A 21,020-nucleotide genomic window follows, 5' to 3' on the forward strand; every position below is an offset into this window, starting at 1 on the left:
TCGTCCGGGATGCACCCATTATTATAGCCACTTGGCTACAATTTCTTCCGTTTTATCCCACAACTCTTTCATCTGTACATGGTGAGTGTACTTTTCAGAAAGCACCTTAGGATGGCAACTCACATTCAGTGTTCCGGTACGTTGCCCCGCTTCCTCATTCAGCAACAAACTAACTGCCGTTGCCGCACCTTGCCGGGGAGTACGGATGAACGGACGGAAAAACACATCTGTCAGCGGGTCAAACCACATATGCATGGTTATAATCTTAGTGGAAACAATACCCGGATCTGCAGCATTGACAACAATTCCCTTCTCCTTTACCCTTTCCGCTAAAGCTATCGTAAACAGGGTCAATGCCAGTTTCGTATTACTATAAATCGGGATGCGCCAAAAAGCACCTTTCTTTCCACGCAGGAAGAAATCCGGGAAATCCAGTTTGCCAATGGCATATGTACAGGATACCATGTTCACAATACGGCTCCCCTCACCCATCAATGGCAGCAACTTACGGGTCAGAAGATAAGGACCTACGTAGTTGACGCTGACGGTACGCTCCAAGCCATCTTCGGTGATAGTTCGGGCGGTTTCCATGGTTCCGGCATTATTCATCAATAAGGTGATTACTTCGCCCCGTTGAAGGAGGATATTGGCAAAGGAAGCCACGGAAGATAAAGAAGAAAGATCAAGCGATACTATCTCAAGTGCCGTATTTCCGGTTTCCTGCATTAATAATTGCCGCTTTGGTTCTGCAAGTTGCGAGTCACGGCACGCCATGATTATTTTATATCCGGCAGAGGCAACGGCACGTGTAATCTCCATTCCCATGCCACCGTCTGCCCCGGTTATGATTGCAAGTTTCTGTTCCATCAATTATATAATAATGAGAAAGTATGTCAAAGCAAAAATCACTGTCATCTAGCTATTACCCTTCAGCCTCAATATTCCTGATTTCCCGTTTCAGGCAAGCCGGAAGTTCTTCATTTAAGTGTTGATGACATGCCATCTCGATGGAATACATCCGGGCAATGCAGTAATTGCTATGCTTACAATTGCAACGTGCGTTCTCCTCTTCGCGCATACGGTTGACAAAGCCCGGTTCATTGAGCAATGCACGCGCCATCTGCACGGCTTCAAAACCATCATCCAACACCTCATCTATCTTTTCACGAGACACTAAACCACCCACATACACCAGCGGCATCTTGATTTCCGCCCGAAACTTCAACGCATCCTCCAGGAAATAGGCCTCCTTGAATGGGACAGTCGGAATCATCCATTTTCCTACCATCCGCACACCATACTTCAGCCACCAGCAATCCATATAGTGAGTCATAGAACGAATAGGCATCCGGCCACGCATCACATACATAGGAGCTTTACTAACAAAACCTCCGCTCAACACCAATGCATGAGCGCCCGATTGCTCCAGACGCCTTGCCACCTGCATCGTTTCATCCATTTCCATACCGCCACGAAACCCGTCACGCATATTCATCTTCACCAATACAGCCATATCGGTTCCGGCAGCTTTCATCACTTCTTCCATCACCATATCCATAAAACGCATCCGGTTTTCCAGCGAACCACCGAAGCAATCCTTACGGTGATTAGTATAAGGAGAAAGAAACTGAGAAATCAGATATCCGTGTCCGGCATGTATTTCAACGGCATCAAAACCTGCTTCACGAGCCAGATTCACAGCACGGCCATACGCACGTGCCATCTCCGGCAATTCTTCTTTTTTCAAGCCACGAACGAAAGTAGGTGAATAAAGATTGAAACCGGTGGAAGCTCCGACAGGAGTAACACCACAGATACTTTTATGCGACATATTGCCGCAATGTCCCAATTGGATAGCCGCAGCAGCACCTTCGGCATGTACAGCATCAGTCAGTTCCTTTAATCCGGGAATGATTTCAGGCCGCATCCACAATTGACGGTCGAAGGATAATCCACTTTGAGTGACGGCTGCATAGGCCACAGTAGTCATACCAATACCCCCAGCCGCAACTGAGCGGTGATAGTCAAGCAACATTTGCGAAGGAACATTACCCGGACACATACTTTCAAATGCCGCCGAACGGATAGTACGGTTCCGTAACGTCAGCGGACCAAAAGTTACAGGAGTAAACAACTTGCTCATGAGTATTATTTATGATTTGTGATTTATGATTTATAAGAGAGAGATTAATAGAGAAAGGGGAAAACACGTTTCCTGTCTCCTACCTCATCTCCAAATTCTTCTTTATAGTGATGCCAAATGGCATTGGCACGCGGAACCAGATTGGCCACAGTCCACCACAGGAAAACGAGTCCGGAAAGCGACCACGTCAGTATCGCCCAGCCCGTCCATTCCACTATCTCACCGAAGTAATTGGCAGAAGTGACATAACGATACATACCTCGCGATGGCAGGTAGTGCTGTGTATCTCCCGGTTTGCGCAAATGGCGGATGATGTAATCAGAATACCAGTTAATAGCCATGCCGGTGAAAAACAATAATACCCCGATAATAAACTGGGGAGTCATCAGCCAAGCAGGTGTATAGAGAGTAGCGGGTGCCAGATAAAAGAGCCATTCGCCCTGCATGAAACCATTCAACAGGTTGAACACCACTCCCATCAGCATAATGGCAAGCGGCATCCGGCCCTTCCCCTTCAGCAATAAAGGGAAAATAAACGCACGCTGAAAATAATGCAGTTGAAATAAAAGGAAGAAGATCAGCGGAACAAGCAAATGATAACGGTCGGAATTCCACCAAAGTATTGCCATCACAATAAATACCGGTGCCTCCATCAGTATCCAAGCCAGTTTATTGTTAATCGAAAAGCCCCACGATGCCGTGCGGAACATTCCATACCCCGCCTTGATAAAGTAAAGTGCGATAAAAACGAATAGTGCGATGATGCTCATCACACCAAGAAATATCCGGAAAGTCTCTTGCTCCATACTGTTTCGATTTAAGTACGGGCAAAGATATAGAAAAAGGGGGAAAAAGAAAACTTTCTCCCCCTAAATAGTTTACAAAAACTTATCGTTTCTTGATAGGCACATAAGCTGTTTCTTCGAGCACATTCTTGTAGGCCGGACGGATGATGCGCTTACCTTCGAAGTTCAATTCTTCGTTACGGTGGGCACACCAGCCGACGATACGGGCCATAGCAAACAGCGGCGTAAAGATTTCCTGCGGCAATCCGATCATCTCATAAACAAAACCGGAATAGAAGTCAACATTGCTCGATACTGTCTTTCCGTTATTCTTCACACGGCCGAACACTTCGATGGCACGCTCTTCCAGCAGTTCAAGGAAAGCAAATTCACGTTCTTTCCCTTTCTCTTTGGCAAGGTCTCGGGCCAGTTCCTTCAATAAGATGGCACGCGGGTCGGAAATCGTATAGACGGCATGGCCGATACCATAAATCAGTCCGGTCTTGTTATACACTTCCTTATTCAGCATACGGGTGAAGTACGTGTCAATCTCGTCCACATTCGTCCAGTCCTGTATGTTCTCCTGCAAATGGTGAAACATATCGGCCACCTGAATATTCGCGCCACCATGAAGCGGGCCTTTCAGCGAACCGATACCGGCAGCAATTGCTGAGTAGGTATCCGTTCCGGTTGAAGAAGTGACGCGAACGGTGAACGTAGAGTTGTTACCACCCCCGTGTTCAGCCTGAAGCACCAACAGGAGATCGAGGGTACGGGCGTCCAGTTGCGTATAATCACGTTTCAGCATATGAAGGAAATTCTCGGCAATCGAAAGATTCTCCTGCGGATGGCGGATATGCAAGGAACGGCCGAAAGTGGCATGACGAAGCATATTGTATGCGTATGCAATGATAGTGGGGAATTTGGAAATGAGGTCTATGCTCTGACGCATCAGATTATCGCGGGAAGTGTCATCAGCTTCCGGGTCGAAGCGGTACATTTCGAGTACGCTGCGTGCCAGGATATTCATAATGTTGTTTCCTTCCAACTCAATGATATTCATCTTGGTTTTCTGCTCCAACGGCATGTTATCATTGATAAGTTCGCGGAAAGAAGCCAGTTCCTCTTTATCGGGCAGATTACCGGACAGCAGCAGATAGGCCACTTCCTCAAATCCGAAACGCTTCTCCTTCACAAATGCGTGGACAATATCTTCCACATCATATCCCCGGTAGAACAGTTTACCCGGAATCGGCTTCAAGCCACCGCCGGGAATACGTTCGTAACCCACTACGTTACCAATCCGGGTAAGCCCGACCAACACACCCGTGCCATCTTCATTACGCAAACCGCGTTTCACATCAAACTTGGAGAACAATTCAGTATCAATCCGAACAGCTTCCTTCATATTCTCGGAGAGCTTATAAACGATGTATTCCTTCTTCATTTTCGTATCGTTTTAATCGTTAGTATTATTTTTCTATTCTTTCTACAATCTCCCGCGTAAAGGCAGAAGTAGACAAAGAGACGCCGCCGGGCATGAAGCGCGCCAGGTCGGCGGTGGCACGGGCATCGAGGAAACTGCGTTCCAGGGCGTGTTCTATCAGAGAGGCCGGTTCTTTCCAGCCTAAATATTCGAGCATCATCACGGCGGAGAGGATGATGGAGCAAGGATTCACTATATCTTTGCCTGCAATATTCGGTGCTGTGCCGTGTGTGGCTTCAAAGATGGCATGCCCCGTCTGGTAATTGATATTCGCACCGGGAGCGATGCCGATACCACCCACCATTGCCGCCAACTGGTCGGAAACATAATCTCCATTCAAATTAAGGGTGGCTATTACGGAATATTCTTCGGGAATCAACAAGGTGTTTTGCAGGAAAGCGTCCGCTATGCAATCTTTAATGACCAAACGTCCGTCAGCCAATGCCTCACCGAATTCACGCTCCGCCAACTCATAGCCCCACTTCTTGAAACCGCCTTCAGTAAACTTCATGATATTGCCTTTGTGTACCAATGTTACGGAAGGCAATTTGTTTTCGAGCGCATAGCGACACGCAGCACGCACCAGACGCTCCGTTCCTTCTTTGGAAACAGGCTTCACACCAAACGATGACGTATTGGGGAAACGTACTTTCGTCACGCCCATTTCGTCATGCAGAAAGCGGTAGAATTTTTCCGCCTCCGGTGTACCCGCCTCCCACTCGATACCTGCATAGATATCTTCCGTATTCTCACGGAACACGCACATATTCACTTTTTCCGGATGGCGAACCGGAGAATGAATGCCTTGATACCAGCGAACCGGACGCAGGCACACATACAAATCCAGCGTTTGGCGCAACGCTACATTCAGAGAGCGAATACCACCGCCGACAGGAGTCGTCAACGGGCCTTTGATACCCACTTTGTAGTCGCGAAAGGCTTCCATCGTTTCATCGGGCAACCACAGGCCGCACTTTTTGAAAGCCCGTTCGCCTGCCCATACTTCCATCCATTCAATCTGCCGCTGCCCACTGTAGGCTTTCTGCACGGCAGCATTCACAATAGCCTGCATGGAGGGGGTCACTTCAACTCCCACTCCATCACCCATGATAAAAGGTACTGTAATTTTATCCATTTCTTATCTTGCATTAAGGGCAGAGCCGGCACGGAACCAACTTATCTGCAATTCATTATACGTATGTTGAGCTTCAAAACTTTCTTTCGTCCCATCTTCATGGTGAAGGACAACTTTAAGGTTACGGCCGGGAGCAAACTCCGTCAGGCCGATTACCGAAATCAAATCGTGCTCCTGAATTTTATCGTAGTCGGCTTTGTCCACGAAAGTCAATGCCAACATTCCTTGTTTTTTCAGATTCGTTTCGTGGATGCGAGCGAAGCTTTTTGCCAGAATCACGCGAACATTCAGAAAACGGGGTTCCATAGCGGCATGTTCACGGCTGGAACCTTCGCCATAGTTTTCTTCGGCAACTACAATAGAGGAAATTCCTTCGGACTTATACATTTTTGCCGTACCGGAAACCGGCCCGTAAGTATTGGTAGAGCGATTCCATACACTATTAGTTTCCCCATTGAAAGCATTCACGGCTCCCATCAGCATATTATCCGAAATATTCTCCAGGTGTCCACGGAATCGGAGCCACGGACCTGCCATCGAGATATGGTCGGTGGTACATTTCCCCTGCGCTTTAATCAAGAGAGGCATATTCAGTAAATCAGTGCCTTCCCATGCCGGGAAGGGTTTCAGAAGCTGAAGCCGTTGCGAATGAGGATTCACCGTGATTTCCATCTTCTCACAACCGGGAGCCATATATCCCTCACTACCTTCGGCAAAGCCTTTCGGCGGCAGTTCTTCGCCAACAGGTTCGGAGAGTTTCACTTTTTCGCCTTTACAGTTCACCAAGGCATCTGTCAGTGGATTGAAGCAAAGGTCTCCGGCAATTGTCAGTGCCATAGTCAGTTCGGGAGAGGCGACAAAGGCATAGGTATTCGGATTGCCGTCCGCACGTTTGGCAAAGTTACGGTTGAAAGAAGTCACGATGGAGTTCTTGCGGGTGGGGTCATCCGTCTCACGCTTCCACTGCCCGATGCAAGGGCCGCAGGCATTCGCCATAATGGTAGCGCCAACTTTCTCAAAAGTTTCTATCATTCCGTCACGCTCTGCCGTAGCCCGTATTCTTTCGGAACCGGGATTCACGATTAAGGGGGCGGCAACCTTCAGATGCTTCTTCTCAACCTGACGGGCCAGAGAAACGGCACGGCTCAAATCCTGATAAGATGAGTTGGTACACGAACCTATCAACCCTACTTCCATCTTGCGCGGGTAACCGTTGGCCAATACTTTCTCGGCAAATTCTGAAATAGGTGTGGCGGCATCCGGCGTGAAAGGACCATTGATATATGGTTCCAGTCTGGAAAGATCGATCTCAATCACCCGGTCGTAGTAGTTTTCCGGAGCAAGCATGATATCGGCATCTGCACGAAGGTCTCCGGCGACGGAGTCTGCCATTCCGGCCACTTCTTCCCTTCCGGTAGCTTTCAGATAAGTGGCCATGCGGTCGTCATAGGGGAAAAGTGAAGTAGTTGCACCCACTTCGGCACCCATGTTGCAGATCGTAGCTTTTCCGGTGGCGGACAAGGAAGCCGTACCCGACCCAAAATACTCGATAATGGCATTTGTACCGCCTTTTACGGTCAAGATGCCTGCCAGTTTCAGAATGACATCTTTCGGAGCAGCCCAACCGCTCAACTCACCTTTCAGGTGTACACCAATCAGGCGGGGCATCTTCAATTCCCACTCCATACCGGTCATCACGTCTACCGCATCGGCACCACCGACACCAATGGCAACCATGCCCAGGCCACCGGCATTGGGGGTATGAGAGTCTGTCCCTACCATCATTCCACCGGGGAAAGCATAATTCTCCAATACTACCTGGTGAATGATTCCTGCTCCCGGTTGCCAGAAACCGATACCGTAACGGGAAGAAACATCGCGGAGGAAATCATAGACTTCTTCATTCGTTTTGGTAGCCGTAGCAATGTCTTCTCGTGCGCCTTTATAAGCCTGTATCAGATGGTCGCAATGCACTGTAGAAGGTACAGCGGCTTGTTCACGGCCTGCATTCATGAATTGCAGCAATGCCATTTGTGCCGTCGCATCCTGCATTGCCACACGGTCGGGACGGAAGTTCACATAGTCTTCTCCCCTCTTGTAGTTCTTCACTCCTTTCTCATCATACAGATGAGTATACAAAATCTTTTCCGCCAGCGTCAACGGGCGTTGCAGCACAGCCCGCACGTGTTCTATTTTCCCCTTATAGGCAGCATAAAAGGCCTTTAACATTGTTACGTCATACACCATAATCACTTGAATTTTTAGTATTTCAATATTGTAAAGATTACAAATTAATATAATAAACAAACTAAAATACATAAAGGTTTAACAAATTAAAGCATTTCTTCGTGCAAAGGAGAAGAATGATTACCTTTGCGGGAAATCTATGCGATAAATGATAATTTAGCGGCGTAGCGCTGGAGCAAGGTTTCCTTTCGGCATACTAATTGACGTGATAGTGCCTGGTAGGCTGAAAGCCTTTTATCTTATAGCCCAGGGCAACGCCCTGGGGGATTACCATGTGTTTCTCTTTGCGCCCTGTAAGGGCATTACAGCACACATGGGCTTTTGCCCTTACAGGGCGTAAGATTATGGAATCATCCATTACCCAGGGTGTTACCCTGGGCTATAAGATAAAAGCCTTTCAGGCTTAGGGGATGCACGCTGGTAAATTATCATTTATCTCCATATATCATTCCTTTATTTATGAATAACGAAAAACTTCTTTCCCCAACCGATCATCTCCAACGGCAAGAGCTCCTCCTGCGCATGGAATACGAATATGAAAAAGAAGAGTTCAAGCGTCAGACTGAAACCATGGGTGTCACCCGCAAGGTGAAACGGGGACTTTGCTGGTATCCTGCCACTCCCGGACGAAGTTACTACAATTCACTGAATCAATTGGTAATAGAAATTACACATACTGAAGATACTGATATAGAACATAATTTCGAGTTCGGGCGTCCCGTATGTTTTTTCCGGCAATCAGTGGATGGGAAAATCACCTATATGAACTTTACCGGTACCGTCAGTTATGCCGATGAAGCAAGAATGGTGGTAACCATGCCCAGTGCAGGCGCCATTCTGGAACTACAATCAACGGATAACCTCGGTGTACAGCTTTATTTTGATGAGACTTCCTATCGTACCATGTTCGAAGCCCTCTCTGACGTACTCCGTGCCAAAGGCAACCGTCTGGCAGAATTGCGCGACATCATGCTGGGCACTCTGAAACCCGGCTCCCGCGAACTCTACCCCGTACGTTTCCCCTGGCTGAACTCTACACAGGAAACTGCCGTAAATAAAGTGTTATGTTCACGCGACGTATCTATCGTACATGGCCCTCCGGGAACGGGAAAGACAACTACTCTCGTAGAAGCCATTTATGAAACGCTTCACCGTGAACCCCAAGTCATGGTCTGCGCCCAAAGCAACACTGCCGTCGACTGGATTAGTGAGAAACTCGTAGACCGTGGCGTCAACGTCCTGCGCATCGGTAATCCCACAAGGGTAAATGACAAGATGCTTTCGTTTACTTACGAACGCCGCTTCGAGAGTCATCCCTCCTATACCGAGCTTTGGGGCATCCGCAAAGCCATGCGCGAGATGAATGGGCACCGTCGCGGCAGTTACGAAGAACGCGAAAGTGCCCGCAACCGCATGAGCCGCCTGCGCGACCGCGCCACACAACTGGAGATACAAATCAATGCCGACCTTTTCGACTCGGCACACGTCATAGCATCTACCCTGGTCAGTAGCAACCACCGCGTACTGAGCGGCCGCCGCTTCGGCACATTATTCATTGATGAAGCTGCCCAAGCACTCGAAGCCGCCTGCTGGATAGCTATCCGCAAGGCCGACCGCATCGTGTTGGCAGGCGACCATTGCCAGCTACCTGCCACCATCAAATGTTATGAGGCCGCCCGCGCCGGGTTGGAACATACGCTAATGGAGCGTATCGTTACAACGAAACCCTCCGTTGTCTCCCTATTAAGAATCCAATATCGCATGAACGAAGCCATCATGAATTTCCCTTCACAGTGGTTTTATGAAGGACAACTGGAAGCTGCTCCCGAAATACGCCACCGCGGCATCCTCGATTGGGATACTCCCATCACATGGATAGATACCTCGGAGATGGAATTCAAAGAAGAATTTGTCGGCGAAACCTTCGGGCGCATCAATCGGGAAGAAGCCCACTTGCTGCTGAAAGAGTTGGAAGACTATATCCAACGCATCGGCGGGCACCGCATTCTCGACGAACGGATAGATTTCGGTATCATCTCGCCTTATAAAGCGCAAGTACAGTACCTTCGGAACAAAATAAAGACAAGCGCCGCCCTGCGTCCTTACCGCAGCCTGTTCACGGTTAATACCGTAGATGGTTTTCAGGGACAGGAACGTGATGTCGTCTTTATCAGCCTTGTCCGTGCCAACGAGGACGGACAGATAGGTTTCCTCAATGACCTGCGACGGATGAATGTTGCCATCACCCGTGCACGTATGAAACTGGTGATACTGGGAAATGCTGATACACTAAAACAGCATAAATTCTATCATAAACTTATTGATTATATCAGAGAGATTTCAAAGGCATAAAAGAAGAGGAGAAGCTTTTTGCTTCTCCCCTATGCAGTATACGTCCTGAAGCTAAATCAGGATTACAGTTACAAATATGTTAGTTGTTCTCCGGACGCAACTTACGAACCGTAACAGCCGTCTGCCACATTTCACTTTCGCGCAACTGGCGAAGTTCTTCGTTCAGTTTGTCACGATAATCGGGTTTAGAGTTGCTGTCGATAGAAATCTGAGCCTCGTTACCGGACTTAACGCTTGCATACAGTTTTTCAACTACCGGCTTGATAGCATCGTGGAACGGAGTCATCCAATCCAAAGCACCACGCTGAGCGGTAGTAGAACAGTTAGCATACATCCAGTCCATACCGTTCTTTGCGAACAAGGGCATCAATGATTGAGTCAGTTCCTCCACCGTTTCGTTGAACGCTTCTGACGGAGTATGACCGTTTTCACGCAATACTTCGTACTGAGCCAACAGCAATCCCTGGATAGCGCCCATCAATGAACCGCGTTCACCGGTCAAATCGGAAGTGGCTTCGCGAGTGAAAGTTGTTTCAAACAGATAGCCTGAACCGATACCGATACCCAATGCAATGGTTCTGTCCATAGCCTTGCCCGTAGCATCCTGATAGATAGCGTAAGAAGAGTTCAAGCCGCGGCCTTCGAGGAACATGGTACGCAATGAAGTACCGGAACCTTTAGGAGCAACCATGATAACGTCGATATCTTTCTGAGGAACAACGCCCGTGCGGTCGCTCCAGGTGATAGCAAAACCATGAGAGAAGTAAAGAGCTTTGCCGGGAGTCAGATAAGGCTTGATAGTAGGCCATACAGACATTACGGCTGCATCGGACAACAAGCACATGATAATAGTACCTTTCTCACAAGCCTCTTCGATGCCGAACAGCGTTTCGCCCGGAACCCATCCGTCTGCCACTGCCTTTTCATAAGTCTTGCCCGGACGCTGTCCAACGATTACGTTGAAACCGTTGTCGCGCAGGTTGCATGCCTGTCCCGGTCCTTGTACGCCGTAACCGATTACTGCAATTGTTTCATCTTTCAAAATCTCACGAGCTTTTTCCAAAGGAAATTCTTCACGCGTCATTACGTTCTCAGTAACACCGCCAAAATTCATCTGTGCCATTTTCTTTTTTTAGTTTTTTATTTGTGGCTTGCGCCAACTAATTGATTAATAAAATTATTTCTCTGTAAATATCACTCTTGAACGGCAAACCACTTCGCTGCCATTCTTTTTCACTTCAATGTCGAAAGCCCCGTCTCCCAATTCATCTTTATAAAAGGTGAGTTCGTCGCCATAATAGCTTTCGGCCACGTATGCCATCTCAAAACGACGGATGCGTTTTTCTTTATACATCTCTATCGGAAACAAATCCATGATGTGCTCGATGTAACGGATGCTGTTCACATGGCCGTTGATGTCGATATCACTGTATTTCGCCTTCACGGCGGCTACCGGTTCGGCAGAAGTCACCTTGATGCGTGAAGGTTTCTCAATGGGACAAAGTTCGTCACACACATAATCCACAATGCTGCCTCCGTGCAATGCCAGCAAATCGGCGGGCTTACGGGTGTTAAGGTTAATCATGGCCCATACGGAACGTGCATAACCTATTTTATTGCCTTCCTTATTGAGCAAGGCAAAATTACGGTCGGTGAAGAGGCGGTACACATTCTCTACCCAGGTCCAGATGGTGAAATCCTCATATTGGTAAGGCATTTCATCCAGTTCGATGGCAAGGCGCGAAAGCACCCACGTGTAGTTGTCTTCGTTCAACGTAGCGATGCCGAAACCGCGGTCGCTGGCATGGAAGCCGGCACAGTTCAGCAGGTGGTTGCCCAGCACACCCATCGTAAGGCGTCCGGTAAAGTCCACATGGAAGGGTTCCGCTACGAACTTGTATTTCCCTATCTTGTCATTCTCACTCATTGTCCTGCTCCTTTTCTTTTTTCAAACGATATTTGGCTTCACGGTCGGCAAGGTATTCGTTCACACGTTCAAAGCAACTGGTGGTGATGGCCACACGTCCCGAACGCACGAATTGGAGTACACAGTCGAGGGCACGCAACTCGTCATACAGGTTGGTAATTTCTTCACCCATGCCGTTCTTCTCCACAATAGCGAAGACGGCATTCACTTCTACGATACGCGCATTGTATTTACGGATCACCTTCGATACTTCCGGCTTTTCTTCCAGCGTAGGAGTGGTTATCTTGTAAAGCGCAATCTCGTGTTGGTAAATCTCATCATCCGTGAAATAGTGCGCTTGCAGCACATCTATCTTCTTGGTGATTTGCTTCGTTACTTTTTCGATGGTGTCTTTGTCCGTCCATGCGGTAATGGTGTACTTGTGTACGCCCTTGATGGACGAAGCCGATACATTCAGGCTCTCGATATTGATTTGGCGACGGGTAAACACAGCAGTCACCTGATTCAGTAAACCGGCGAAGTTCTCTGAATGAACGATTATCGTATATAATGTCTTGTCCATATTAAATGAAGAATTAAAAATGAAGAATGAAGAATTAGCATTCCAACAACATCTGGTTTACCGAACCACCCGGAGGCGTCATCGGCAATACGTTGCCTTCTTCCATCACACAAGCTTCCAGCAGGAACGGACCGTCCGTAGCAAGCATCTCTTCTATCGCACCTTTCAGCTCTTCACGCTTCATCACACGGCGTGAAGGGATTTCGTAAGCGGAAGCTATCTTCATATAATCCGGATTCAGCATCGGAGTGAATGAGTAGCGACGGTTGAAGAACATAGCCTGCCACTGGCGTACATTGCCCAGGAAGTTATTGTTCAGCAAGATAATCTTCACAGGAGCTTTCTGTTCCATAATGGTTCCCAACTCCTGAATGTTCATCTGCAAACCACCATCACCCATAAATACGCAAACCGTGCGGTCGGGACGTCCGAAAGTTGCACCGATGGCGGCAGGAAGTCCGAAACCCATCGTACCCAGTCCGCCGGAGGTGACGATGCTGCGTTCCTTGCTGAATTTGAAGTAACGGGCAGACATCATCTGATTCTGACCGACGTCGGTAACCAATATGGCTTCGTTGTTTGTCGCCTCACTTACAGCGCGCACCACTTCGCCCATGCTCAGTGATTTGCCCGCCGGATGAAGTTCGGGGCGGATTACCTTTTCATCTTCCACCTTTTCGTAAGGGAGGAAGCTATCCAGCCATTCCTGATGAGTGGCAGGGGTCAGAAGTTCCGTAACGGCGGCAAGAGTTTCCTTGCAATCGCCCAGTACGGCAATGTCCGTCTTCACATTCTTATCTATCTCGGCGGGGTCGATATCAAAATGGATGATTTTCGCTTGTTTGGCATACGTGTCCAGTTTTCCGGTCACACGGTCGTCGAAACGCATTCCCACGGCAATAAGCACATCACACTTGTTGGTGTTGATATTAGGGCCGAGGTTGCCGTGCATACCCAGCATACCTTTATTCAACGGATGTGCGGTGGGCAATGCAGAAAGTCCCAGCATGGTGCAACCGGCAGGCATTCCGGCTTTCTCGATGAAAGCACGGAGTTCTTGCTGCGCACCACCGAGTTCAACGCCCTGTCCCACCAGTACAAGCGGACGTTCGGCGTTATTTATCAGCTCGGCAGCCTGACGGATAGCCAGGTCGTCCATTTCGGGAACAGGCTGGTAACTGCGGATATAATCCAGTTTGGTGGGAATATATTCTGTCTTTTCCACCTGTGCATTCTTGGCAAAGTCCAGTACTACCGGACCGGGACGGCCACTCTTCGCAACATAGAAAGCACGTGCTACAGCCCAGGGCACATCTTCGGCGCTACGTATCTGATAGCTCCACTTGGCGATAGGCTGCGTGATGCCCACCAGGTCTACTTCCTGAAAAGCGTCCGTACCCAAAAAGCCTGTGCCTACCTGTCCTGCAATGACCACCAGAGGGGTACTGTCTATCATAGCATCCGCAATGCCGGTAATCGTATTTGTAGCACCGGGACCGCTGGTCACCAGGCAAACACCTACCTCACCCGATACACGGGCAAAGCCTTGTGCGGCATGGGCAGCACCTTGTTCGTGCCGAACCAAGATATGGTTCAATGTCTTCCGATGGTCGTATAAGGCGTCGAATACCGGCATGATAGAACCACCCGGATATCCGAAAATGGTCTTTACCCCCTGATGTTCCAGAGAACGCATCAATGCTTCGGCGCCTGTTATCATATCTTTCATTTCTTCAATTTTCAAGTTTAACTCTTCACTCTCAATTCTCAACTTTCCACTAAATAAGTCTCACAGCTCCTTTATCTGCCGAGCTCACCATACTTGCGTATGCCTTCAGACTCTTTGAGACTTCGCGCGTGCGGGTGACGGGTGTCATCGGACGGGCAGCCAGTTCTTCATCCGTCAGTCTGACGTTAATAGAACGTTCGGGGATATTGATTTCGATAATATCCCCATCCTGGATTTTACCGATATTGCCTCCGGCAGCCGCTTCGGGAGAAACATGCCCGATACTCAGCCCTGATGTACCGCCACTGAAACGACCGTCCGTAATCAGCGCACATTCCTTACCCAGATGGCGCGATTTGATATACGAAGTCGGATAAAGCATTTCCTGCATACCCGGACCGCCTTTCGGGCCTTCGTGAGTAATGACCACAACATCACCGCTGACAACTTTTCCGCCAAGAATACCGTCACAGGCAGCTTCCTGTGAATCGAACACTTTGGCTGGGCCGGTGAACTTCCAAATGCTTTCGTCCACACCCGCAGTCTTCACCACACAACCGTCCTGGGCAATGTTACCTTTCAGAACAGCCAGTCCGCCGTCTTTGCTGTAAGCATGTTCCAAGTCGCGGATGCAACCTTCGGCACGGTCTGTGTCCAGTTCCTTATAATAAACATCTTGTGAGCCCAGCACCAGATTGAATTTTCCGGCGGCAGCACTCTTGTACTTCTTCACGGCTTCCTCGCAAACATTAGGACTGGTAATACTGTATTTATCAATAACTTCCGCCAGCGACCTGCCGTCTACGCGTTTCACGTCCGTATTGACTAAGCCGCCTTTGGCAAGCTCGCTCATGATAGCGATGATGCCTCCGGCACGATTCACGTCTTGAATATGATACTTCTGAGTATTCGGGGCAACCTTACACAAACAAGGAGTCTTGCGGGACAGCATATCAATGTCGTCCATCTTGAAGTCAGCCTCCGCCTCGTGCGCCACAGCCAGCAGGTGAAGCACAGTGTTGGTTGAACCACCCATCGCGATGTCCAGCGTCATGGCATTCAGAAAAGCCTGACGGGTAGCGATGCTTCGGGGAAGTACGCTTTCATCCCCGTTTTCATAATATTTATAAGCGTTTTCCACAATCAGTTTCGCGGCATCCTTGAAGAGCTGTGTACGGTTGGCATGAGTGGCCACAATGGTTCCGTTGCCCGGCAATGCCAGACCGATGGCTTCGTTCAGACAGTTCATCGAATTGGCGGTAAACATACCGGAACAACAACCACAAGAGGGACAGGCATGTTGCTCAATCTGAGCAACATCGGCATCACTTACACTCTCATCCGCCGATTTAATCATAGCGTCAATCAAGTCGAGATGCTGCCCATTCCATTCACCGGCTTCCATCGGTCCGCCGGAAACGAACACCGTAGGGATATTGAGGCGCATGGCAGCCATCAGCATACCCGGAGTGATCTTGTCGCAGTTACTGATGCAAACCATCGCATCCGCCTTGTGCGCATTCACCATATATTCTACGCTGTCGGCAATGATATCGCGTGAAGGAAGCGAATAGAGCATGCCGTCGTGTCCCATTGCAATACCGTCATCAATGGCAATCGTATTAAATTCGGCAGCAAAGCATCCCAGCTTCTCAATCTCAGCTTTCACCTGTTGTCCTATCTCGTGCAAGTGCACATGTCCGGGAACAAACTGCGTAAATGAGTTGACTATCGCGATAATAGGCTTTCCTAATTGTTCTTTCTTCATGCCGTTTGCCATCCACAACGCACGTGCACCTGCCATACGGCGGCCTTGCGTGCTGAACGAACTGCGTAATTGGTGTTTCATCTTCAAATCTCCTTTTAATTAAAAAGCCTCTCTCACGTATGGTGAGAAAGGCTCCTAAATTGATATCTTAACGTACGAATACATACAATAACCTTTCTCACGCTCTTGACTCCAAGACCACGACGCGAATAATATGCAGGACTGCCAGGTTAATAGATGTATGCAGATTCATAACTTAATTTACTTTACTGTTCTTGTTAATTGTGCTGCAAAGGTAAGGGCTTTTTTATAAACTCCAAACAATTTGAAGAAAAAAATGAGATAAATATGATTAATCGTAAGAAAACACCGCTTTTAAATCTTATTTTATCACTTATTCAGGCTAAAAATAAGTAATTTGCCTATATCTTCAAAAGAAAACAGAGTCCTATCAGAGCCATGTCTGCTCCGTATTTTCTCCACGTCTATAGCAAAAGGAAAAATACGGAGATGATGTGGAGCAGGTGTGGAGCAGGTGTGGACCGGATACGGAGATAGTATGGAGATGCTATTTGGGTGTGTTTTCCTGAATTTCCTCCCTACCCATCCCTCCTTTCAGATTTATTTCGTACCTTTGTCGCTTCTTGAAAAAAGAATTATTCATAAAAAAGACAGAATATGGAAACAGTAGAAAACAAGTACATTACCGTAGCTTATAAATTATACGCTATAGAAGATGGTGAAAAAGACTTCACCGAAGAAGCAACAGCCGAACATCCGTTCCAATTCATTTCCGGTCTGGGTTTGACTTTAGAGTCTTTCGAAGACCAAGTGAAGGATCTGAAAGCTGGTGATAAGTTCGACTTCACCATCGCTTGCGCAGATGCTTACGGTGACTTTGACGAAGAACATGTAATCGACCTTCCGAAGCAAATCTTCGAGGTAGACGGCAAGTTCGACAGCGAACGTATTGTAGCAGGTAACATCGTTCCTCTGATGACCGCCGAAGGTCAACGCATCAACGGAACTGTACAGGAAGTTAAAGCAGACGTAGTTGTTATGGATATGAATCACCCGTTAGCAGGTTGCGACCTGAACTTCGTAGGTGAAATCGTAGAAAGCCGTCCGGCAACTAATGAAGAACTGGCTGAAATCGCCCGTATGATGAGCGGTGGCGGATGCAGTTGCGGTTGCGACAGCTGTGGTGAAGATTGCGGTGACGGTTGCGGCGATCACGACCACCAGGGATGTGGATGCGGATGCAATCATTGATAATTGAAAAATGAAAATTGACAATTACTATGCAGCATACAGCGCAGCAATTGTCAATTTTCAATTATCAATTGTCAATTCTTCCCCGTCATTATCTCCAGCACCAGTTTATCCGTTTCATTCATTCCTTTCGACCCTATCTTGGTCAGATTACGGATACTTTGATCCACATCTTCATCAATAATTCCCTCTACAGAAGTTACACAACGGTTTTCCATGGCCATGATGGCGGAAAGAACAGCGGTAGATACACCAGTGGTTACTTTCAACGCACAGCTGGGCTTCGCACCGTCACAAATCATACCCGTAAGGTTGGCTATCATATTCTGAACGGCATAAGCCACTTGCTCATAAGTTCCCCCCATCAGCCACGTGATGCCGCAACTGGAACCGGTAGCAGCAACGACGCAACCGCACAGAGCAGATAAACGTCCCAGACTTTGTTTGATATAGATCACCGTCAGATGACTCAACATCAGGGCACGTATCAATTCTTCTTCCGATTTTCCATTCTCTTCGGCATACACCAAAACCGGCAGAGTAGCGGATATACCTTGATTACCACTGCCCGAATTGCTCATCACCGGAATCATAGCTCCTGCCATACGGGCATCACAAGCGCCCGAAGTATAAGAGAGGATATGCGAAAAGACACTATCACCCATCACTTTATGCTCGTAAGCGCCACGCAATATCTTACCCAGGCAATGACCATATTCGCCTTCGAACGAACGTTCGGCAGCAATTTTATTCAAACGGGCAGTTTCAAGGATGAAACGAATCTCATCCAACGGAGCATTTAAGGCAAAATCATAAACTTTACGCAAGCTCAGTTCTACAGTTTCTTCTTCCTCTTCATCCCCTGCCACATGCTGTTTCTGCAACAGGATTTCTCCGTTATGTTCTATATATATAAAGGTGGTATGTCCTCCGGCAATCACTGCAGTGGCCCGGTTATCTCCGGCTTCACAGCAGATTTCAATATACAGTTTTTCTTCGATATTCTCTTTCAGCGAAATATGGATGCGTTTTTCCTCAATGAATCGCTTTCCTTCTTCCACAGCATCGGGGGTACTGTCTTTCAGCACTTCCAGTTGATAGTCCGATTTTCCAATCAGTGCTCCCAGCGCAATTGCGATGGGCAATCCAATCATCCCGGTACCCGGAATGCCCACTCCCATAGCGTTTTTCAGAATATTAGCACTTAGCAACACATTGATTTTTTCAGGTTTCATTCCCAGTGTTTCTGTTGCTTTAGCCACGCATAACGCCACTGCAATGGGTTCTGTACACCCAATAGCAGGCACAACCTCCTGATGTATCAGGTCGATTATCCGTTTTCTCTCTAACTCAGTTATCATTATTTCACGATTTTTAATGGACACAAATTTAGAAAAAATGTTTTTAATATGGATGCAAAGTCTTCTATTTCAAAAAAGAAACTTAACTTTGCGCCCGAGTTTTACATTATTAATAACCAAAAACTGAATTAAATGAAGATTAAAACGCTGACCTCGTGTTTCTTTGTGGCACTTGCCCTATCTTCTTGTATACAAGACGAAGCGCTTAATTCTGAAGCAGCCATTGATGGCTGTACAGGTGCTGATGTGCAATTGGCAAACATCAATGCAAAAGATAAAGTAGTCGATGTATATGTAAATAACGGTGCAGATCTTTCAAAACAAGAATTGATGTTTAATTTACCTGAAGGAGCCACTATTAAAGCAAACGAAACTAAATCAGGAGATAACGGAAATATCTATAATTTCAGCGAAGGAGACAACTCTCGTTCATTCACAGTAACTTCAGAAGATGGCAAATTTTCACCTACTTACAGAGTCAATCTTAAAGCCCCTGAATTGCCAACTTCCTATCATTTTGAACATCTTGTAACTACCGAAGAGCCTTTCCATATCATATATGAAGAATCTTATTCAGCAAAAGGTGCCTGGCAATATTTGCAATGGTCCAGTGGAAATCCAGGCTATAAGTTAACCTTTATGGCAAACGGAGCTACAGATTATCCAACCGTACTGGTAGATGGCGGTCATGAAGGTAAATGTGTTAAACTGGAAACTAAGGATACCGGAAGTTTCGGATCAATGGTAAAAATGTATATTGCTGCAGGAAACTTATTTATTGGCAATTTTGATGTTGGAAAAGCATTGTCAGGAGCAAGCGGTGCACTAAAAGCAACAACTTTCGGCTTCCAATTTTATAAACGTCCCGTGGGACTCAGAGGATATTTTAAATATAAGGCCGGTCCTGTTTATACAGAAAATGGGACGCCTCAAAATGGGCCTAAAGACAGGTTTGATATCTATGCTATCATGTATGAAGCTGACGAAAATTCATTTATGCTGGATGGTACCAATGCAAAGACTTCTGACAAATTGGTATATCTGGCACAAATAAAAGAAGAAGACGCAGTGGAAACTGATACTTGGACTGAATTCAGATTACCGTTTGAATCACAGAATGGAAAAGTACTCGATAAACAGAAACTCCAGAATGGAAAATATAAACTTGGTATTATATTCTCTTCAAGCATAGACGGAGATCGGTTTAAAGGTGCAGTAGGAAGTACGCTCTATATAGATGAGGTGGAATTGGTGTGTGAGGATATCTAAAAAGCAAAAATGATTATGAAGAAATATAATAACATTATTATTATCACATTACTGCTGGCAGTGGTGGGAATTACATCTGTAAAGGCACAGGGAGACAGAACCCATAGCATTACTCAATCATATCTTCGAGGTTGGGAATATTCATTGAAAGCAGGATTCAGCATTGGAGGTACAGCGCCATTGCCTTTGCCCAAAGAGATACGCAAAATAGATAGTTATGTTCCCAGTATGGCAATCTCTATTGAAGGTAATGCCACCAAATGGTTAGATGAAAAGAAAATATGGGGATTAACTTTAGGACTGCGCCTGGAAAACAAGAATATGACTACAGAGGCTACCGTAAAGAACTATGGTATGAAAATTATCAATACCAACGGTGGAGAGTTGGAAGGCTTATGGACGGGAGGTGTGAAGACTAAGGTTAAGAATTCCTATCTTACGGTACCCGTACTTGCCAACTATAAAATCAGTAAACGTTGGAAACTTGTAGCTGGCCCCTATTTTTCTTACATGTTAGAAGGAGACTTCTCCGGTCATGTTTATGAAGGACATCTCCGTACACCTGACGAAACCGGTTCACGCGTAGAGTTTTCCGGCGAAAGCATTGCAACGTATGACTTTTCTGACGATCTCCGCAAATTTCAGTGGGGTATTCAGTTGGGTGGCGAATGGAAAGCTTTCAAACATCTGAATGTTTATGCTGACCTGACTTGGGGGTTAAATGATATCTTCAAGAAGGATTTCAATACAATCTCTTTTGCAATGTATCCTATTTATCTAAATATAGGATTTGGATATTCATTCTAAAGAGAATTTATACATAAAAGAAACGGGAGTTATCAGTCTTTTGATAACTCCCGTTTCTTTATATATATATCAGGAAAACTATTTAGGGATATTCAGTAAATGTCCCTCTTTCTAATAAATTAAGAGAACAGTTTTACTTTACGTGAGCTTTTCTCTTAATTTTTTTCTGTAAAGTCT

The 21,020-nt window shown here is 46.9% G+C and carries 17 protein-coding genes; 4 read left to right on the forward strand and 13 right to left on the reverse strand.

Translation table 11 applies throughout. The annotated features are described in order from the left end of the window. Positions 1-21: 21 nt before the first annotated feature. From BUC01_RS18265 to BUC01_RS25575, 7 genes are all read right to left on the reverse strand, one after another. The gene (locus tag BUC01_RS18265) at positions 22-867 is read right to left on the reverse strand and encodes an SDR family NAD(P)-dependent oxidoreductase (protein ID WP_025832085.1); all 846 of its coding nucleotides are present in this window, start codon (positions 865-867) and stop codon (positions 22-24) included. A gap of 55 nt (positions 868-922) precedes the next feature. After that, positions 923-2,143: an NADH:flavin oxidoreductase gene (locus BUC01_RS18270; protein WP_025832084.1), complete on the reverse strand. Its 1,221-nt coding sequence runs from the start codon at positions 2,141-2,143 to the stop codon at positions 923-925. A gap of 44 nt (positions 2,144-2,187) precedes the next feature. Further along, positions 2,188-2,949 carry a DUF1295 domain-containing protein gene (locus tag BUC01_RS18275; RefSeq protein ID WP_073314440.1) on the reverse strand — a complete coding sequence of 254 codons (762 nt, stop codon included), beginning with the start codon at positions 2,947-2,949 and terminating at the stop codon, positions 2,188-2,190. 82 nt (positions 2,950-3,031) lie between these two features. Beyond that, entirely contained in the window at positions 3,032-4,375 is a 1,344-nt protein-coding gene (locus BUC01_RS18280; RefSeq protein WP_025832083.1) for a citrate/2-methylcitrate synthase, read from the reverse strand. A gap of 25 nt (positions 4,376-4,400) precedes the next feature. Next, a complete protein-coding gene (gene icd / locus BUC01_RS18285; RefSeq protein WP_025832082.1) occupies positions 4,401-5,549 on the reverse strand; it encodes an NADP-dependent isocitrate dehydrogenase in 1,149 nt (382 codons plus the stop codon). Between the two features lie 3 nt (positions 5,550-5,552). Next, positions 5,553-7,796 carry an aconitate hydratase gene (locus BUC01_RS18290; protein ID WP_073314443.1) on the reverse strand — a complete coding sequence of 748 codons (2,244 nt, stop codon included), beginning with the start codon at positions 7,794-7,796 and terminating at the stop codon, positions 5,553-5,555. Between the two features lie 196 nt (positions 7,797-7,992). Continuing rightward, a complete protein-coding gene (locus BUC01_RS25575) occupies positions 7,993-8,154 on the reverse strand; it encodes a hypothetical protein (RefSeq protein ID WP_175560899.1) in 162 nt (53 codons plus the stop codon). 101 nt (positions 8,155-8,255) lie between these two features. Here BUC01_RS25575 and BUC01_RS18295 point away from each other — a divergent pair, with 101 nt between their 5' ends. Further along, the gene (locus BUC01_RS18295) at positions 8,256-10,148 is read left to right on the forward strand and encodes an AAA domain-containing protein (RefSeq protein ID WP_073314446.1); all 1,893 of its coding nucleotides are present in this window, start codon (positions 8,256-8,258) and stop codon (positions 10,146-10,148) included. Between the two features lie 79 nt (positions 10,149-10,227). Here BUC01_RS18295 and ilvC read toward each other — a convergent pair whose 3' ends face one another. Genes ilvC through ilvD form a run of 5 tightly spaced genes read right to left on the reverse strand, consistent with a single transcriptional unit; the run spans position 10,228 to position 16,215 of the window. Continuing rightward, positions 10,228-11,271: a ketol-acid reductoisomerase gene (ilvC, locus tag BUC01_RS18300; RefSeq protein ID WP_009130704.1), complete on the reverse strand. Its 1,044-nt coding sequence runs from the start codon at positions 11,269-11,271 to the stop codon at positions 10,228-10,230. Positions 11,272-11,325: 54 nt separating this feature from the next. Then, positions 11,326-12,075 (reverse strand): acyl-[acyl-carrier-protein] thioesterase, encoded by a 750-nt coding sequence (locus BUC01_RS18305; RefSeq protein ID WP_025835677.1) that lies wholly within the window; start codon positions 12,073-12,075, stop codon positions 11,326-11,328. After that, the gene (gene ilvN, locus BUC01_RS18310; protein WP_025835679.1) at positions 12,068-12,637 is read right to left on the reverse strand and encodes an acetolactate synthase small subunit; all 570 of its coding nucleotides are present in this window, start codon (positions 12,635-12,637) and stop codon (positions 12,068-12,070) included. The genes BUC01_RS18305 and ilvN overlap by 8 nt, the downstream gene beginning before the upstream one ends. Positions 12,638-12,671: 34 nt before the next feature. Continuing rightward, positions 12,672-14,366: a biosynthetic-type acetolactate synthase large subunit gene (ilvB, locus tag BUC01_RS18315; RefSeq protein WP_025835680.1), complete on the reverse strand. Its 1,695-nt coding sequence runs from the start codon at positions 14,364-14,366 to the stop codon at positions 12,672-12,674. A 49-nt stretch (positions 14,367-14,415) separates the two neighbouring features. Next, positions 14,416-16,215 (reverse strand): dihydroxy-acid dehydratase, encoded by a 1,800-nt coding sequence (gene ilvD / locus BUC01_RS18320; RefSeq protein WP_073314448.1) that lies wholly within the window; start codon positions 16,213-16,215, stop codon positions 14,416-14,418. 597 nt (positions 16,216-16,812) lie between these two features. Between ilvD and BUC01_RS18325 the strand changes: the two genes are divergently transcribed. Further along, complete coding sequence (locus tag BUC01_RS18325) at positions 16,813-17,406, forward strand: FKBP-type peptidyl-prolyl cis-trans isomerase (RefSeq protein ID WP_025835682.1); 594 nt, start codon at positions 16,813-16,815, stop codon at positions 17,404-17,406. A 74-nt stretch (positions 17,407-17,480) separates the two neighbouring features. On the opposite strand, the gene BUC01_RS18330 is transcribed toward BUC01_RS18325, so the two are convergent. After that, the gene (locus BUC01_RS18330; protein WP_073314450.1) at positions 17,481-18,767 is read right to left on the reverse strand and encodes an L-cysteine desulfidase family protein; all 1,287 of its coding nucleotides are present in this window, start codon (positions 18,765-18,767) and stop codon (positions 17,481-17,483) included. 132 nt (positions 18,768-18,899) lie between these two features. Between BUC01_RS18330 and BUC01_RS18335 the strand changes: the two genes are divergently transcribed. Both BUC01_RS18335 and BUC01_RS18340 read left to right on the forward strand, forming a co-directional pair. Then, entirely contained in the window at positions 18,900-20,036 is a 1,137-nt protein-coding gene (locus BUC01_RS18335) for a PCMD domain-containing protein (RefSeq protein WP_025835684.1), read from the forward strand. Between the two features lie 15 nt (positions 20,037-20,051). Further along, positions 20,052-20,843, forward strand: coding sequence for a porin family protein (locus BUC01_RS18340; protein ID WP_025835686.1), 792 nt, complete (start codon positions 20,052-20,054; stop codon positions 20,841-20,843). Positions 20,844-21,020: the final 177 nt, after the last annotated feature.

This window comes from Bacteroides stercorirosoris (assembly GCF_900142015.1).
Classification (GTDB): domain Bacteria; phylum Bacteroidota; class Bacteroidia; order Bacteroidales; family Bacteroidaceae; genus Bacteroides; species Bacteroides stercorirosoris.

What these genes read in the sequence shown, in the direction of transcription:
- BUC01_RS18340 (WP_025835686.1), top strand. Translation starts at nt 20,052, where the DNA reads ATGAAGAAATATAATAACATTATTATTATCACATTACTGCTGGCAGTG.
- BUC01_RS18265 (WP_025832085.1), bottom strand. Translation starts at nt 867, where the DNA reads ATGGAACAGAAACTTGCAATCATAACCGGGGCAGACGGTGGCATGGGA.
- BUC01_RS18280 (WP_025832083.1), bottom strand. Translation starts at nt 4,375, where the DNA reads ATGAAGAAGGAATACATCGTTTATAAGCTCTCCGAGAATATGAAGGAA.
- BUC01_RS18275 (WP_073314440.1), bottom strand. Translation starts at nt 2,949, where the DNA reads ATGGAGCAAGAGACTTTCCGGATATTTCTTGGTGTGATGAGCATCATC.
- BUC01_RS25575 (WP_175560899.1), bottom strand. Translation starts at nt 8,154, where the DNA reads ATGGATGATTCCATAATCTTACGCCCTGTAAGGGCAAAAGCCCATGTG.
- BUC01_RS18305 (WP_025835677.1), bottom strand. Translation starts at nt 12,075, where the DNA reads ATGAGTGAGAATGACAAGATAGGGAAATACAAGTTCGTAGCGGAACCC.
- BUC01_RS18330 (WP_073314450.1), bottom strand. Translation starts at nt 18,767, where the DNA reads ATGATAACTGAGTTAGAGAGAAAACGGATAATCGACCTGATACATCAG.
- BUC01_RS18270 (WP_025832084.1), bottom strand. Translation starts at nt 2,143, where the DNA reads ATGAGCAAGTTGTTTACTCCTGTAACTTTTGGTCCGCTGACGTTACGG.
- BUC01_RS18335 (WP_025835684.1), top strand. Translation starts at nt 18,900, where the DNA reads ATGAAGATTAAAACGCTGACCTCGTGTTTCTTTGTGGCACTTGCCCTA.
- ilvN (WP_025835679.1), bottom strand. Translation starts at nt 12,637, where the DNA reads ATGGACAAGACATTATATACGATAATCGTTCATTCAGAGAACTTCGCC.
- ilvB (WP_025835680.1), bottom strand. Translation starts at nt 14,366, where the DNA reads ATGAAAGATATGATAACAGGCGCCGAAGCATTGATGCGTTCTCTGGAA.
- BUC01_RS18295 (WP_073314446.1), top strand. Translation starts at nt 8,256, where the DNA reads ATGAATAACGAAAAACTTCTTTCCCCAACCGATCATCTCCAACGGCAA.
- ilvC (WP_009130704.1), bottom strand. Translation starts at nt 11,271, where the DNA reads ATGGCACAGATGAATTTTGGCGGTGTTACTGAGAACGTAATGACGCGT.
- ilvD (WP_073314448.1), bottom strand. Translation starts at nt 16,215, where the DNA reads ATGAAACACCAATTACGCAGTTCGTTCAGCACGCAAGGCCGCCGTATG.
- icd (WP_025832082.1), bottom strand. Translation starts at nt 5,549, where the DNA reads ATGGATAAAATTACAGTACCTTTTATCATGGGTGATGGAGTGGGAGTT.
- BUC01_RS18290 (WP_073314443.1), bottom strand. Translation starts at nt 7,796, where the DNA reads ATGGTGTATGACGTAACAATGTTAAAGGCCTTTTATGCTGCCTATAAG.
- BUC01_RS18325 (WP_025835682.1), top strand. Translation starts at nt 16,813, where the DNA reads ATGGAAACAGTAGAAAACAAGTACATTACCGTAGCTTATAAATTATAC.